This window comes from Streptomyces sp. NPDC044063 (assembly GCF_056434285.1).
Genome location: NZ_JBWKFM010000040.1, coordinates 24,636 through 39,963 on the forward strand (window position 1 = coordinate 24,636; position 15,328 = coordinate 39,963).

Sequence of the window (15,328 nt, forward strand, 5' to 3'; positions counted from 1 at the left end):
CTCTGGTTTCCCCCCCCCCCCCCCCCCCCCCCCCCCCCCCCTCTTTCCCCCCCCCCCCCCCCCACCCCCCCCCCCCCACCCCCCCCCCCCCCCCGGGGCGTTCGGGCAGTGCAGCAAAGCGCGGGATTTAGCGCTTGCTGTACTGCGGAGCCTTGCGGGCCTTCTTCAGACCGGCCTTCTTGCGCTCGACCGCACGGTCGTCGCGCTTGAGGAAGCCGGCCTTCTTCAGCGGGCCGCGGTTGTTGTCCACGTCCGCCTCGTTCAGGGCGCGGGCCACACCGAGGCGCAGGGCGCCGGCCTGGCCGGACACGCCGCCACCCGCGATGCGGGCGATGACGTCGTAGCGGTCGTCGAGCTCGAGCACCTTGAAGGGCTCGTTGACTTCCTGCTGGTGCACCTTGTTGGGGAAGTAGTCCTCAAGGGTGCGACCGTTGATCTTCCACTTGCCGGAGCCCGGAACGATCCGGACGCGGGCGATGGCGTTCTTGCGACGGCCCAGGCCGGCGGCCGGCTGCGGGTCGCCAAAACGGGACGCGAGGGACTCGGAGGTGTACTCCGACTCAACGACCTCGGTCTCGGTGGTGTACTCCTCGATGCCCTCGACCGGCATCTCGGCGGTGGTCTCAGCCACGATTCTCCTCAGACTTTCTGGTTCGGCGGTGGCCGGGACTTAGCCCTGCTTGACCTGGGTGATCTCGAACGGAACCGGCTGCTGCGCGGCGTGCGGGTGCTCGGAGCCCGAGTACACCTTCAGCTTCGAGAGCATCTGACGGCCGAGGGAGTTCTTGGGCAGCATGCCCTTGATCGCCTTCTCGACTGCCTTCTCCGGGTTCTTGTCGAGCAGCTCGTCGTAGCGGACGGAGCGCAGACCACCCGGGAAGCCAGAGTGGCGGTACGCCATCTTCTGGGTCTTCTTGTTGCCGGACAGGTGCACCTTGTCGGCGTTGATGATGACGACGAAGTCACCCATGTCCATGTGCGGGGCGTACACGGGCTTGTGCTTGCCACGCAGCAGGGAGGCAGCCTGAGAGGCCAGACGGCCCAGGACGACGTCCTGCGCGTCGATGATGTGCCACTGGCGCTGGACATCGCCGGGCTTGGGGCTGAACGTACGCACGGTCGTAGCCTTCGCTTCTTCGTAATGGGGTTCCCCGAGGCCCGCGAGGGCCGTGGGGACGGGTCCTGACACGGTCCGCCCCGGATCATCACGCAGGCATGGCCGCACGCCGGGGACGCAACCCGTGTGCCGGCCGCCGGTGATCAACCTGGCGGACAAGCGTAAGGGCCCCTCGCGTGAGAACGACCAAGCCAATACGCATAACGAACTCGTAGAGTACCGGGCGTCCACCGGCGGGGTCAAAACATGGTCGCACCGGACCACCGTGCCCCGGCCGCTTCCCGCCGTTTCCCTAGCGTTTACGGGCCACCCGCGCCTCGTCCCACACCGGCTCGGAGACCTCCCGGACCGTGCCGTCCGTACCGAAGACCAGGAAACGATCGAACGAACGGGCGAACCAGCGGTCGTGCGTCACCGCCAGCACCGTCCCCTCGTAGGCCTCCAGCCCCTCCTGGAGCGCCTCGGCGCTCTCCAGGTCGAGGTTGTCCGTCGGCTCGTCCAGCAGCAGGGCCGTGGTCCCGGCCAGCTCCAGCAGCAGGATCTGGAAGCGCGCCTGCTGGCCGCCCGAGAGCTTCTCGAAGGCCTGGTCGCCCTGGTTCTCCAGCTCGTAGCGGCGCAGCGCCGACATCGCCTGGCCGCGGTCCCGGGCGTGATCGGCCCACAGGATCTCGGTCAGGGCGCGGCCCGTCAGCTCCGGGTGGGCATGGGTCTGGGCGAAGTGCCCCGGTACGACCCGGGCGCCCAGCTTCCACGATCCGGTGTGCGCCACGGGATTCTCGGCGTCCCCGGCGAGCAGCCGCAGGAAGTGCGACTTCCCGGAGCCGTTCGAGCCCAGCACCGCGACCCGCTCGCCGTAGAAGACCTCCAGGTCGAAGGGATTCATCAGGCCGGTCAGCTCCAGACCCTCGCAGGTCAGGGCGCGCACGCCGGTACGGCCGCCGCGCAGCCGCATCCGGATGTCCTGCTCGCGCGGCGGCTCGGGCGGCGGGCCCGCCTCCTCGAACTTCCGCAGCCGGGTCTGCGCGGCGGCGTAGCGGGAGGCCATCTCGTGGCTGACCGCCGCCGCCTGCCGCAGGGAGATCACCAGCTTCTTCAGCTGGGCGTGCTTCTCGTCCCAGCGCCGGCGCAGCTCCTCGAAGCGGGCGAACCGCTCCTTACGGGCCTCGTGGTACGTGCCGAAGCCGCCGCCGTGCACCCAGACGTCGCTGCCCGCCGGGCCCGGCTCGACGCTGATGATCTTCTCGGCGGAGCGGGACAGCAGCTCGCGGTCGTGGGAGACGAAGAGCACCGTCTTCCGCGTCTCGCGCAGCCGCTCCTCCAGCCAGCGCTTGCCGGGGACGTCGAGGTAGTTGTCCGGCTCGTCCAGCAGCAGCACCTCGTCCGTGCCGCGCAGCAGCGACTCCAGCACCAGACGCTTCTGCTCACCGCCGGACAGGGTGCGCACCTGGCGCCACTGGGCCTTGTCGTACGGCATGCCGAGCGCGGCCGTGGTGCACATGTCCCACATGGTCTCGGCCTCGTAGCCGTGGGCCTCGGCCCAGTCGCTGAGCGCCTGCGCGTACGCCATCTGCGCGGCCTCGTCATCACGCTCCATGATCGCGACCTCGGCCTCGTCGACCGCCCGGGCCGCCTGCCGGATACGCGGCCCGGCCACGGAGACCAGCAGGTCACGGACCGTACGGTCGTCCCGTACGGAGCCCACGAACTGCGGCATCACCCCGAGGCCGCCGGTGACCTTCACCGAGCCGCCGTGCGGCTGGAGCTCGCCGGAGATCAGCCGGAGCAGCGTGGTCTTGCCCGCGCCGTTGGCCCCCACGAGCGCCACCGAGGTGCCCTCGCCCACGCGGAACGACACGTCCCCCAGCAAGGCCCTGCCGTCGGGGAGGTAGTACTCGAGATGTGCCGCTTCCACGTGTCCCATGAGGGCGATTCTCGCCGGTGCCGGAGGCTCGACCAACCGGTTTACGATGCACGCCATGAGTTTCGGGCAGGCAGGGCCGTACGGGCCTTCGGGGGAGTCTCAGTCGTCGACACCGCCGTGGGGGCCGCCGCCTCAGCAGCCCGAGCCGGCGCCGCAACCGCCGGCGCAACCGCCGGCGCAGCCATCGGCGCAGCAGCCGCCGGCACCGCAGGACCAGCCGCGGAACCAGCCGCGGAGCCGGCCGCAGGACCCGCGGCAGCCGTACGCGCCCCAGGCGCCACATCCGGCACAGCCAGCGCACCAGGCCCCACAGCCCCAGGTGCCGCAGCAGCCGCAGCCGCACCAGCCCCAGGCGGCTCCCCCGGCCCCTCAGCAGCCTCAGACACCTCAGCAGCCCCAGCCGCAGGCCCGGCCCCAGCTGCCCCCGCCGCCCCAGGGCGGCGGCGCGCCCCTGCCGTCGTGGCAGCCCCCGGGCCCGCCGCAGCAGGGCCCCGCCCGACCGCTGCCCGCCGCGCAACCGGCCCAGCCGTCCGCGCCGCAGCCCCCGACGGCCCAGCCCCCGGCGAACCAGCCGCCCACCGCGCAGCCCCCGGCCTTCGCCGTCCAGCAGCCCGCGCCCCCGCACCCGATACCCGGCGGCGCCGGGACGCCCGACTGGGCCGGGCTGGCCGACACCACCGCCGCGCGCGGCCGACGCCGCAAGCTCCTGATGATCGGCGGCGGCGTGCTGGGCGCCGCGGCGCTCGGCGCCGTCGTGGCCGCGGCCGTGGTCATGACCGGCGGCGAGAAGAAGCCGGCCGCCGAGGCACCCGCCGCCTCGGCCACCCCCGAGCCGACGTTCTCCCCGGTCGCCCCGCCCAACCCGCGCGAGTTCATCGCCAGCCAGGACAAGGACAAGGCGCCGCTCAGCACCAAGACGCTGTTCCCGCACTCCCGGCCCGTCCTCGACAAACGCGCCTACAAACGCGTCGACACCACCACCAACAACGACTGCGAGACGGCCGCCCAGAACGGCCTCGGCAAGGTCCTCAAGGACAACGGCTGCCGCAAGGTGCTGCGCGCCACGTACGTACGGGACGGGGTGGCGGTCACCGTCGGCGTCGCCGTCTTCGACGACAAGGCGGCGGCCGACAAGGCCAAGGCCGGGGCCACCGGCAACATCGAGCCCCTGAGCGGCGGCGACGCGCCGTCCTTCTGCCGCGGCACCGCCTGCCGGCTGACCACGAACGCCGAGGGCCGCTACGCGTACTTCACCGTCGCCGGCTACACCAACGGCGACGCCGTGCCCTCGGACGACACCAAGGCGCTCCAGGCGGGCCGGGACGTGTCGGGCTACACCTTCCGCCGCATCATGGCCCGGGCCAACGCCCAGGCCGCGGCCTCCGGCAAGCCCTCGCAGAAGCCGAGCGGCACTCCGTCGCCCTCCGCTTCCGCCTCCACCTCGCCCTCGCCCTCACCCTCGCCGTCGAAGGACGAGAAGGACGACAAGGACGAGAAGAACTGACCGGCCGGTCACTCCGCCCCGTCGCCGTCACCCGCCTCGCCCGCCTCGGCGGGTCCGGCGGGCCCGGCGTGCGTGGGCGGGACGGCCGTGGGCGGCGCCTCGGTACGCGCCAGCCGCTCCACCTTCGCGACCTGCGCCGCCACCAGCCGCTCCGGGACCTCCACGCCCCCGGGATCGGCGAGGTTCGTCGCGAAGAACATCGACAGGGTCCGCCCGCTGCGCACCACGGTGACCAGGCTGGGCGCCCGCTCCGCCGCGTTGACCAGGCGGTACGCCATCGCCTCGTCGCCCGCCCGCGGCGCCCGGAGCACCCGTACCGCCTCGAACCGCTGCGGCTGCCCCTCGCCCGTCGTCATCCCGAAGCCGTCGGCGCACTCCGTCGCGGCCGCGCGCAGCTCGCGCAGCGTGCGCAGCGCGCCGTCGCCGTCGTAGGCGGAGACCCGGATCGTGCCCAGCAGCCCCTGGGCGCCCCGGCCGCCGGCGGTCCCGGAGAAGGTGCTGACGACCGACGCCAGCGGCTCCGGCTGCGGCTGCGAACCCAGCGCGATCACCAGCGGACGGCAGGCGGCCCGGTCCGTACCGGGCCTGCCGTGCCCGGCGGTCCCCGCCGAGCCCTTCTCGATCAGCAGCCCGGGCACCTCGCCCGACGCCAGCCGTACGTGCCCCAGCTGGGCCGGGCCCAGCACCCGCAGGATGCCCGGCTCGTCCTTGCCCTCGACGTTCCTGCCGGCGCCCGCGTCGTCCTCGCCGGGCCCGCCGCCACCGCAGCCGGCCGTGAGCACCCCCGCCGCGGCCAGGACGGCTCCCGCCGCCAGCGCCCGCGTCCGCACCCTTCCCCGTGTCCCAGCACGCACCGAGCCGGTCCTCCTCACACCTTCTTGCGACGTGACCCAAGCCACAATGTAGGCTGCGCAGGCAACCGAAATCCCTCCCAACGGTCTTAACCGGCGGATCGGACCGCACATACCAACCGACGGGCCGATCCGTACGAGACGACCCGGACATCACCCAGGCCACGGGGGAAGGACGGACGCGCCGCCAGCTACGGGCCGCGCACACACCGCCATGAAGATCTCTTTCCTTTTGCAGAACGCCTACGGCATCGGCGGCACCATCCGGTCCACGTTCAATGTCGCGAGCGCACTCGCCGCCCGGCACGACGTCGAGATCGTGTCCACCATGCGGACCGGCGAGAAGCCCAGTCTCCCCCTCCACCCCAAGGTCAGGCTGGTCAACCTCATCGACCAGCGGGCCGAGAAGGGTGCCGACCGGGACGACCCGCTGCTCACCCAGGACAGCTCGTACATCCCGCCCGTCGAGGCCAAGGGCGCCCACTTCAACGCCCTCACCGACCGGCGTGTCGCCGCCCACCTCGCGGAGACCGACGCCGACGTGGTCGTGGCCACCCGCCCCGGCCTGGTGATGTACCTCGCCGAGTTCGGCCAGGACCGCTACCTGCGCATCGGCCAGGAGCACCGGATCTACGGCACCCACGAGCCGACGATCCGCGCCTACCAGGACGCGTCCATCCCGCACCTCGACGCGCACACCACCGTCTCCGAGGCCGACGCGCGCACCCACCGGGAGCAGTTCCCGGACGTCCGGACGAAGCTCGTCTGCCTGCCCAACGGCTGCCCCCCGTCCGAGGTCGAGCCCTCCGACGGCAGCGCCAAGCTGGTCGTCGCCGCCGGCCGCCTCATCCCCGTCAAGCGCTACGACCTGCTGGTCAAGGCCTGGGAGACGGTCGCCGCGGCCCACCCCGACTGGAAGCTGCGCATCTACGGCCGCGGCCCCGAGCTGCCCAAGCTGCGCGCCCAGATCGACCGCCTCGGCCTGAACGAGGCCGTGACCCTCATGGGCGCCCACTCCCCCATCGAGACCGAGTGGGCCAAGGGCTCCATCGCCGCCGTGACCTCCCGCGAGGAGTCCTTCGGCATGACGATCGTCGAGGCCATGGGCTGCGGCGTCCCCGTCGTCGCCACCGACTGCCCGCACGGACCCGGCGAGATCATCAGCGACGGCCGGGACGGCCTGCTGGTCCCCGTCGGCGACAGCGACGCCATCGCCAAGGGCCTGCTCAAGCTCATCGAGGACGACGACCTCCGCCGCGCCATGGGCGCGGCGGCCCGCGAATCCGCCCAGCGTTACGCCCCCGAACGCATCGCCGACGCGTACCTCGAACTGATCGACAGCCTCGGCGGCCCCCGCCCCCGCGCCGACCGCTCGCCCACCGCGGACCCGGCGGAGGCCACCGAGAAGACCGCGGGGAAGAGCGCCGGACAGGCCGACGGGAAGCCCGCGGGCAAGGCCGCGGTCACGCCCGCCCGCGTCCCGCTCGCCCGCCGCCTGCGCCGCACCGCCGGGAAGCTCATCCGGCCGCTGCGCCGCCGCCCGGTCGCCAAGGCCGCCAAGCCGCCGGTCAAGACCGTCCTCAAGGACATCGTCGTCCGCAAGCCGCTGCGCCCGGTGGCCTCCTGCCGGGTCGACGCCGCCGGCGACATCCACGTCTCCGTCCAGGGCAAGGGCCTCAGCGGCGAACAGCTGTCCCTCACCGTCACCCGCCGCAAGGAGGGCAAGCCGATCGCCGTGCCGCTGCGCCGGCCCGAGCGCGACGGCGGCGCCTGGACGGCCGTCCTCAAGCGCGCCGAGCTCCGCCTCGGCGAGGGCCGCTGGGACTTCCACGTGGTGCGCGCCGACGACAAGGCCCGCCGCCGCGTGGTCTCCCACCTGGCCGAGGGCCGGGGCCTGGTCGAGCTGGGACCGCTGCCCGGCGCCCCCTTCACCTGGTGGGTGCCCTACCCCACCGTCGACGGCTACCTGGCGCTGCGCGCCTGGCACCGGGACGCCCACGCCGAGGCCCGCTCGGTGCGCCAGGAGGACGAGTCGTTCACGGTCGAGGGCACCCTCCACGGCACGGAGTTCACCGACGGCAGCGACCCCGTGATCGTCGGCACCCCGCGCGGCGAGGGCGGCTCCGAGCTGACGGCCGGCGTCGAGATCCTGGACGCCACGACCTTCCGCTTCACCGTCCCCCACACGGACCTGCGGGCGGCACGCGCCGGTGACGAGGCCACCACGTGGGACCTCGCCCTGCGGACCGCGCCCGGCGCGGAGCCGGTGCGGATCGGCCGGATCATCGGCGACATCGTCGACCGCAACAAGACCGACCTCTACCCGGTGGTCTCGGGCGTCCGTCCGTACCTCACCATGTCCAGCGACCTGGCCGTGAACATGCCCGCCACCGAAGGGGCCTGACCAAGGGTGATGCGAGCCGGGCCCGCACCGGGGCCCGGCCCGCACCCGAACGGCCGCCGGGACCGGGAAGCCTGACCCGCCGCCAGGCCCACCCGGCCGAGGCGTTCCTGACGGATCAGCAGCAGCCCGCGCCGGGCAGCGTCCGCTTGTTGCGCGCCGCCAGGTTGCGGGCGGCCAGCTCGGAGTCGGCCGGATAACCGACCTCCTCCAGCGTCAGCCCGTGCGGCCGTACGACGTGCACCGCGGAGTCCCGCACCCCGGCGGCCAGCACCTTGCCCGGCCAGTCCACCGGACGGTGGCCGTCACCGACGAACAGCAGCGCGCCCACCAGCGAACGCACCATGTTGTGGCAGAACGCGTCGGCCCGCACGGTCGCCGTCACCACACCCGAAGCGTCCCGCTCCCAGCTGAGCCGCTGAAGCGTACGGATCGTCGTCGCGCCCTCGCGCTTCTTGCAGTACGCGGCGAAGTCGTGCTCGCCCAGCAGCGCCCGCGAGGCCTCGTTCATCGCGGCCACGTCCAGCGGCCGGTCGTGCCACAGGACGTGCCCCCGCAGCAGCGGGTCCACGCCACCCACATGGTCGACGACCCGGTAGGCGTACCGCCGCCAGATCGCGGAGAAACGGGCGTTGAACCCGGCCGGCGCCTCGGCCACGCGCCACACCCGTACGTCGTGCGACAGCCGCCCGGCGAGTCGGCGCAGCAGCTTCTCCTCGTGCTCGGCCCACACCTCGGCCGGCAGGTCGACGTGCGCGACCTGGCCCCGGGCGTGCACCCCGGCGTCCGTACGGCCGGCGACCGTCAGCTCGTAGGTCTCCTTCGACCGCGTCACGGTCCGGATCGCGTTCTCGAGCTCACCCTGCACGGTGCGCTGGCCCTCGCGCTGCTTGGCCCAGCCGGAGAAGTCCTTGCCGTCGTACGACAGGTCCAGCCGCACCCGGACGAAACCGGGCTCCACCTCGTCACTCACCGAGTGTTCCTCTCAGAAATGCGGGACGGGCCCGCCCCCGGAAAGGGGCGGGCCCGTCACTGACACGTCAGACGCGTCAGGCGTCCTTCGACTCCTCGGCCGGAGCCTCGGCGGCGGCCTCGGACTCCTTGACCGCACGCTTGGTGGCGGCCTCGGCCTCGGCGACGGTCGCCTTCTTGGCGATCTCACCCTCGACCAGCTCGATCACAGCCATCGGGGCGTTGTCGCCACGACGGTTGCCGATCTTGGTGATACGGGTGTAACCACCCGGACGCTCGGCGAAGCGCGGAGCGATCTCGGTGAAGAGGGTGTGGACGATGCCCTTGTCGGTGATCGTCTGCAGCACCTGGCGACGGTTGTGGATGTCGCCCTTCTTCGCCTTGGTGATCAGGCGCTCGGCGACCGGACGCAGGCGGCGGGCCTTGGCCTCGGTCGTCGTGATGCGGCCGTGCTCGAAGAGCGACTTGGCGAGGTTCGCCAGCATCAGCTTCTCGTGCGCGGCGCTGCCGCCCAGACGGGCACCCTTGGTGGGACGCGGCATGGTGTTTCTCCTAGAAGTCTGCCCCGGCCGTATCAGGTACCGGAGTCAGTATCCGAGCAGGCGGTCGCCCGTCGGAGACCCGCGCCCCGTAAGGGGCGCGGGGAACTGCGCGATCAGCCGAAACGGACCCGCAGCCGAAGACCGTCAGTACTGCTCGGTCTCCACAAAACCCGCGTCCGCGTCGTCGTCGGCACCAAAGGCGTCGGCGGCGGCGGTCGGGTCGAATCCGGGCGGGCTGTCCTTGAGGGCCAGGCCCATGCCGGCCAGCTTCGCCTTGACCTCGTCGATCGACTTCGCACCGAAGTTGCGGATGTCGAGCAGGTCGGCCTCGGAGCGGGCGACGAGCTCACCCACGGAGTGGATGCCCTCGCGCTTGAGGCAGTTGTACGACCGAACGGTGAGCTCGAGCTCCTCGATCGGCAGCGCCAGGTCGGCGGCCAGGGCGGCGTCCGTCGGGGACGGGCCCATGTCGATGCCCTCGGCGTCGATGTTGAGCTCGCGGGCCAGACCGAACAGCTCGACCAGGGTCTTACCGGCGGACGCCATGGCGTCGCGCGGGCGCATGGCCTGCTTGGTCTCGACGTCGACGATCAGCTTGTCGAAGTCGGTGCGCTGCTCGACACGGGTCGCCTCGACCTTGTAGGTGACCTTGAGCACCGGCGAGTAGATGGAGTCGACCGGGATACGGCCGATCTCCTGGCCCACCTGCTTGTTCTGGACGGCGGAGACGTAGCCGCGACCGCGCTCGACGGTCAGCTCCATCTCCAGCTTGCCCTTGGCGTTCAGGGTGGCCAGAACCAGGTCGGGGTTGTGCACCTCGACACCGGCCGGCGGGGCGATGTCAGCGGCGGTGACCAGACCCGGGCCCTGCTTGCGCAGGTACATCACGACCGGCTCGTCGTGCTCCGAGGAGACGACCAGCTGCTTGATGTTGAGGATGAGGTCGGTGACGTCCTCCTTGACGCCCGGCACGGTGGTGAACTCGTGCAGGACACCGTCGATGCGGATGGACGTGACAGCCGCACCCGGGATCGAGGAGAGGAGCGTACGACGCAGGGAGTTGCCGAGGGTGTAGCCGAAGCCCGGCTCCAGCGGCTCGATCACGAACCGCGAGCGGAACTCGTCGACGACCTCTTCGGTCAGCGAGGGGCGCTGAGCGATCAGCATGCGATGAATCCTTCAGTCATGGACACCCACTATTTGATGTCCTCTGCTACTGCAAGGGTACGGGCGGTACGGCTCCCGCGAGGGGAGCCGTACCGCCCGAACACTCAGAACAACCGTGCGAAACGGCCTGCTGCGTCAGACGCGGCGGCGCGGGTCACCTCCGCTTGCGCGGAGCATCCCGCGAACCGGGTCAGACGCGGCGGCGCTTCGGCGGACGGCAGCCGTTGTGCGGGGTCGGGGTGACGTCCTGGATGGAGCCAACCTCGAGGCCGGTCGCCTGGAGCGAACGGATGGCGGTCTCACGACCGGAGCCCGGGCCCTTGACGAAGACGTCAACCTTGCGCATGCCGTGCTCCTGCGCGCGGCGGGCGGCCGACTCGGCGGCCATCTGCGCGGCGAAGGGGGTGGACTTGCGCGAGCCCTTGAAGCCGACGTGGCCGGCGGAGGCCCAGGAGATCACGTTGCCCGTGGGGTCCGTGATCGAGACGATGGTGTTGTTGAACGTGCTCTTGATGTGCGCGTGGCCGTGAGCGACGTTCTTCTTTTCCTTGCGGCGCACCTTCTTGGCAGCGCCCTGACGACCCTTGGGGGGCATGTCTTACTCCTGAAGGAGGGAGGTGGTCGGTCCTACAGCGAAGACCGCTGATGAGCGTCCGCTGTGGACTACTTCTTGCCCGGCTTCTTCTTGCCGGCGATGGCGCGACGCGGGCCCTTGCGGGTACGAGCGTTCGTGCTGGTGCGCTGACCGTGGACGGGCAGGCCACGGCGGTGACGCAGACCCTGGTAGCAGCCGATCTCGACCTTGCGGCGGATGTCGGCCTGGATCTCGCGGCGGAGGTCACCCTCGGTCTTGAGGTTGGCGTCCACGTACTCGCGGATCTTGACCAGGTCCTCTTCGACGAGGTCACGAACGCGGGAGTTCGGGTTCACACCGGTCGCGGCGAGGATCGTCTGCGACTGGGTGCGGCCGATACCGAAGACGTAGGTGAGTGCGATCTCCACGCGCTTGTCGCGCGGGATGTCAACACCGGAAACGCGTGCCATTCAATGGCTCCAGTTGATTCTCGGGGGTCTTCCACAGCGCCACTCCCGACCGCCGGCCCTTCGTGCGAAGGATGCGGTACGCCCGGGTCTCCGGCCCCCGCCGGAGGTGTCGCCGACCCCGTTACGGGGCTGGGCGGGCACTGCGTATGTACATGTACTGCTCGCGTCGCGCGAAGAAACTGCGGAGTGCAGGTTCTGCGTCAGCCCTGGCGCTGCTTGTGGCGCAGGTTGTCGCAGATGACCATGACCCGGCCGTGGCGGCGGATCACCTTGCACTTGTCGCAGATCTTCTTGACGCTCGGCTTGACCTTCATGGGATGTGAGGTTCTCCGGGTCAGTGCCGTCACCCCGCCGGAGCGGGGCGTCGACAAGATCTACTTGTAGCGGTAGACGATCCGGCCACGCGTCAGGTCGTACGGAGAGAGCTCCACGACGACCCGGTCATCCGGGAGGATGCGGATGTAGTGCATACGCATCTTGCCGCTGATGTGCGCGAGGACCTTGTGACCGTTCTGGAGCTCCACCTTGAACATGGCGTTCGGCAGAGACTCGATCACGGTGCCCTCGATCTCGATGGCACCTTGCTTCTTGGCCACGCTTCGCCTTTCGAATCGGCTACCTTGATCGACTCCCCCGTATGCACGCAGGCATGCGGATACACGAGAGCCGACGCATCAGTCTACGTCAGGGCAACTGAAAAGACTAATCCAGGTCTCGTGCCCACCGGACGAGATCCTTAAGCCGTTGCCCCTGACGCTCACGCCAGCGGGTCGGGAGCCGCCGTGACGCCGTACTGCGCCAGCTTGGCGCGGCCGCCGTCCACGGCCGTGAGGACCAGCGGGCCGTCCTCCGTCAGGGCGACGGAGTGCTCCCAGTGGGAGGACCAGCTCTTGTCGTCCGTGAGGACCGTCCAGTCGTCCGCCAGGACGTGGGTCTTCGCCGTGCCCAGGCTGACCATGGGCTCGATCGCGATGCAGAAGCCCGGGATCAGCTTGGGGCCCTTGCCGCGCTTGCGGGAGACGTAGTTCAGCAGGTGGGGGTCCATGTGCATCTCGGAACCGATGCCGTGGCCGCCGTAGTCCTCGATGATCCCGTACTTGCCGCTGGCGGGACGGGGCTGGCGGCGGATGTAGCCCTCGATCGCCTTGGAGACGTCGACCAGGCGGTTGCCGTTCCTCACGGCCGCGATGCCCGCCCACATGGACTCCTCGGTCACCCGGGAGAGCTCGATCAGCTCCGGGGCGTGACCGGTGCCCACGAAGGCCGTGAAGGCCGCGTCACCGTGCCAGCCGTCCACGATGGCGCCGGCGTCGATGGAGATGATGTCGCCGTCCTTGAGGACGGTCTTGGTGTCCGGGATGCCGTGGACGACGACCTCGTTCACCGAGGTGCAGATCGTGGCGGGGAAGCCGCCGTAGCCGAGGAAGTTCGACTTGGCGCCGTGCTCGGCGATCACCTTGCGGGCGACCTCGTCCAGGTCCTTGGTCGTGGCGCCGGGGACGGCCGCCTCCCGGGTCGCCGCGTGGATGGCGGCGACGACCAGTCCCGCCTCGCGCATCTTGGCGATCTGCTCGCGGGTCTTGATCTCGACCATGGACTGCCTTCCTCGGTTCTGCGGTGGGAGCGCCCGCGGGCGCGTGGGAACAACACTACGGCCGCGATGCCCACAGGGGCATCGCGGCCGTGGTTCGGCTCGCGTCAGTCGCGCGCGGGGAGGGCGTCCATGGCCCGCTGGGTCACCTCGGCGACCTTGCCGAGCGCGGAGATCGTGACCACCAGGCCCTGGGCCTTGTAGTAGTCGATGATCGGCTCGGTCTCGCTGTGGTAGACCTCGAGGCGCTTGCGGACGGTGTCCTCGCTGTCGTCCTCGCGCTGGTACAGCTCGCCGCCGCAGGTGTCGCAGACACCCTCCGCGGCCGGCGGGTTGTAGATCGCGTGGAAGATGTGGCTGCTGTCCTTGCGGCACATCCGGCGGCCGGCGATCCGCTTGACGACCTCGTCCTCGGGGACCTCGAGGTCGAGCACGGCGTCCAGCTTCAGGCCGTCGGCCTTGAGGATCTCGTCCAGCGCCTCGGCCTGGGCCAGGTTGCGCGGGAAGCCGTCCAGCAGGAAGCCGTTCGCGGCGTCCTCCTGCTGCATGCGGTCCTTGGCCATCCCGATGGTGACCTCGTCCGGAACGAGCTGGCCGGCGCGCATGTACTCCTGGGCCTTCTGGCCCAGCGGCGTGCCCTGGCTGATGTTCGCCCGGAAAAGGTCACCCGTGGAGATGTGCGGGATCGCGAGGTTCTTGGCGAGGTACGCGGCCTGCGTACCCTTGCCGGCGCCGGGCGGCCCGACGAGGACGATTCGCATCAGCGGAGGAACCCTTCGTAGTTGCGCTGCTGAAGCTGGCTCTCGATCTGCTTCACAGTCTCAAGACCGACACCCACGATGATCAGGATGCTGGTTCCACCGAACGGAAAGTTCTGGTTCGCGTTGAGTGTGACCAGTGCCACGGTGGGCACCAGGGCGATCAGACCAAGGTAGAGCGAGCCCGGCCACGTGATGCGGTTCAGCACATAGCTCAGGTACTCGGCCGTGGGACGGCCGGCCCGGATGCCCGGGATGAATCCACCATACTTCTTCATATTGTCGGCAACTTCTTCGGGGTTGAAGGAGATGGCGACGTAGAAGAAGGCGAAGAACACGATCAGCAGGAAGTACGTGACCATGTAGATCGGATGGTCACCCTTGACCAGGTTGGCCTGGACCCACTGCGCCCAGCCCGCCTTGGAACCGGTGAACTGCACCAGCAGGGCCGGAATGTAGAGCAGCGACGAGGCGAAGATGACCGGGATCACACCGGCCTGGTTCACCTTGAGCGGGATATAGGTCGAGGTGCCGCCGTAGGACCGGCGACCGATCATGCGCTTCGCGTACTGCACGGGGATGCGGCGCTGGGCCTGCTCGACGAAGACCACCAGCGCGACCATGGCCAGACCGCAGAGGATCACCAGGCCGAACTCCAGCCAGCCGCCCATGAGCTTGCCCTGCATCTTGATGGCCCACAGAGCGCCCGGGAAACCGGCGGCGATCGAGGTGAACATCAGGATCGACATGCCGTTGCCGATGCCGCGGTCGGTGATGAGCTCACCGAGCCACATGATCAGCGCGGTGCCCGCGGTCATCGTGATGACCATGACGGCCGTGGTGAAGACCGACTTGTCCGGGACGATCTGGTTGCCGACCGTGCAGTTGCCGAAGAGCGCGCCGTTGCTGGCGGTCGCGACGAGGCCGGTGCCCTGGAGGATCGCCAGGGCGACGGTGAGATAGCGCGTGTACTGCGTGATCTTGGTCTGACCGCTCTGACCCTCCTTCTTGAGGGCCTCCAGACGCGGGATCACGACGGTGAGCAGCTGAAGGATGATGCTCGCCGTGATGTAGGGCATGATGCCCAGGGCGAAGATCGTGATCTGCAGCAGCGCACCACCGCTGAACATGTTCACGAGGCCGAAGAGGCCCATCCCGCTCTTGGCCTGGTCCATGCAGGTCTGGACGTTGCGGTAGTCGACACCGGGCACGGGCACATGGGCACCGAGCCGGAAGAGCACCATGATGCCCAGCGTGAACAGCAGCTTCTTGCGCAGGTCGGGCGTCTTGAACGCCCGGGCGAACGCGGTGAGCACGGTGCCTCCTGCGCCTCTCACGCAGCCACGTGAGAGGTGACGGTGTTGTGGTTCGACGAATACATAACTGTCAAGCCCGCCCGGACACAGGCCGGGCGGCTCGGAGGCATGGGCCTCCACTGATACAGCAACAGTGCACGCCAC

The 15,328-nt window shown here is 70.2% G+C and carries 16 protein-coding genes; 2 read left to right on the top strand and 14 right to left on the bottom strand.

What is annotated here, in order from left to right; all coding sequences use genetic code 11:
* Window positions 1–127 precede the first annotated feature (127 nt).
* The 3 genes from rpsI to AC07BS_RS32055 form a co-directional block, all read right to left on the bottom strand.
* Window positions 128–631 carry a 30S ribosomal protein S9 gene (rpsI, locus tag AC07BS_RS32045; protein WP_478647053.1) on the bottom strand — a complete coding sequence of 168 codons (504 nt, stop codon included), beginning with the start codon at window positions 629–631 and terminating at the stop codon, window positions 128–130.
* A 39-nt stretch (window positions 632–670) separates the two neighbouring features.
* The gene (rplM, locus tag AC07BS_RS32050; protein ID WP_189454739.1) at window positions 671–1,117 is read right to left on the bottom strand and encodes a 50S ribosomal protein L13; all 447 of its coding nucleotides are present in this window, start codon (window positions 1,115–1,117) and stop codon (window positions 671–673) included.
* Between the two features lie 292 nt (window positions 1,118–1,409).
* Window positions 1,410–3,038 carry an ABC-F family ATP-binding cassette domain-containing protein gene (locus AC07BS_RS32055; protein ID WP_478935258.1) on the bottom strand — a complete coding sequence of 543 codons (1,629 nt, stop codon included), beginning with the start codon at window positions 3,036–3,038 and terminating at the stop codon, window positions 1,410–1,412.
* Window positions 3,039–3,357: 319 nt separating this feature from the next.
* Between AC07BS_RS32055 and AC07BS_RS32060 the strand changes: the two genes are divergently transcribed.
* The gene (locus AC07BS_RS32060) at window positions 3,358–4,542 is read left to right on the top strand and encodes a hypothetical protein (RefSeq protein ID WP_478647057.1); all 1,185 of its coding nucleotides are present in this window, start codon (window positions 3,358–3,360) and stop codon (window positions 4,540–4,542) included.
* A gap of 8 nt (window positions 4,543–4,550) precedes the next feature.
* On the opposite strand, the gene AC07BS_RS32065 is transcribed toward AC07BS_RS32060, so the two are convergent.
* On the bottom strand, window positions 4,551–5,396 hold the full coding sequence (locus AC07BS_RS32065; protein WP_478647058.1) for a hypothetical protein: 846 nt from the start codon (window positions 5,394–5,396) through the stop codon (window positions 4,551–4,553).
* Window positions 5,397–5,607: 211 nt separating this feature from the next.
* Between AC07BS_RS32065 and AC07BS_RS32070 the strand changes: the two genes are divergently transcribed.
* The gene (locus AC07BS_RS32070; protein ID WP_478935259.1) at window positions 5,608–7,797 is read left to right on the top strand and encodes a glycosyltransferase family 4 protein; all 2,190 of its coding nucleotides are present in this window, start codon (window positions 5,608–5,610) and stop codon (window positions 7,795–7,797) included.
* 115 nt (window positions 7,798–7,912) lie between these two features.
* On the opposite strand, the gene truA is transcribed toward AC07BS_RS32070, so the two are convergent.
* The 10 genes from truA to secY form a co-directional block, all read right to left on the bottom strand.
* Window positions 7,913–8,767: a tRNA pseudouridine(38-40) synthase TruA gene (gene truA / locus AC07BS_RS32075; RefSeq protein WP_478935260.1), complete on the bottom strand. Its 855-nt coding sequence runs from the start codon at window positions 8,765–8,767 to the stop codon at window positions 7,913–7,915.
* Window positions 8,768–8,843: 76 nt separating this feature from the next.
* A complete protein-coding gene (gene rplQ / locus AC07BS_RS32080; RefSeq protein WP_478647062.1) occupies window positions 8,844–9,308 on the bottom strand; it encodes a 50S ribosomal protein L17 in 465 nt (154 codons plus the stop codon).
* Window positions 9,309–9,452: 144 nt separating this feature from the next.
* On the bottom strand, window positions 9,453–10,475 hold the full coding sequence (locus AC07BS_RS32085; protein ID WP_004946635.1) for a DNA-directed RNA polymerase subunit alpha: 1,023 nt from the start codon (window positions 10,473–10,475) through the stop codon (window positions 9,453–9,455).
* Between the two features lie 190 nt (window positions 10,476–10,665).
* Window positions 10,666–11,070, bottom strand: coding sequence for a 30S ribosomal protein S11 (gene rpsK, locus AC07BS_RS32090; protein WP_003948617.1), 405 nt, complete (start codon window positions 11,068–11,070; stop codon window positions 10,666–10,668).
* A gap of 68 nt (window positions 11,071–11,138) precedes the next feature.
* A complete protein-coding gene (gene rpsM / locus AC07BS_RS32095; protein ID WP_478647064.1) occupies window positions 11,139–11,519 on the bottom strand; it encodes a 30S ribosomal protein S13 in 381 nt (126 codons plus the stop codon).
* A 200-nt stretch (window positions 11,520–11,719) separates the two neighbouring features.
* Complete coding sequence (rpmJ, locus tag AC07BS_RS32100; RefSeq protein ID WP_003956441.1) at window positions 11,720–11,833, bottom strand: 50S ribosomal protein L36; 114 nt, start codon at window positions 11,831–11,833, stop codon at window positions 11,720–11,722.
* Between the two features lie 60 nt (window positions 11,834–11,893).
* The gene (infA, locus tag AC07BS_RS32105) at window positions 11,894–12,115 is read right to left on the bottom strand and encodes a translation initiation factor IF-1 (RefSeq protein ID WP_003956442.1); all 222 of its coding nucleotides are present in this window, start codon (window positions 12,113–12,115) and stop codon (window positions 11,894–11,896) included.
* A 161-nt stretch (window positions 12,116–12,276) separates the two neighbouring features.
* The gene (gene map / locus AC07BS_RS32110) at window positions 12,277–13,113 is read right to left on the bottom strand and encodes a type I methionyl aminopeptidase (RefSeq protein WP_478647066.1); all 837 of its coding nucleotides are present in this window, start codon (window positions 13,111–13,113) and stop codon (window positions 12,277–12,279) included.
* Window positions 13,114–13,217: 104 nt separating this feature from the next.
* On the bottom strand, window positions 13,218–13,871 hold the full coding sequence (locus tag AC07BS_RS32115; RefSeq protein WP_478647068.1) for an adenylate kinase: 654 nt from the start codon (window positions 13,869–13,871) through the stop codon (window positions 13,218–13,220).
* Complete coding sequence (gene secY / locus AC07BS_RS32120) at window positions 13,871–15,184, bottom strand: preprotein translocase subunit SecY (protein ID WP_478647070.1); 1,314 nt, start codon at window positions 15,182–15,184, stop codon at window positions 13,871–13,873. The genes AC07BS_RS32115 and secY overlap by 1 nt, the downstream gene beginning before the upstream one ends.
* Window positions 15,185–15,328: the final 144 nt, after the last annotated feature.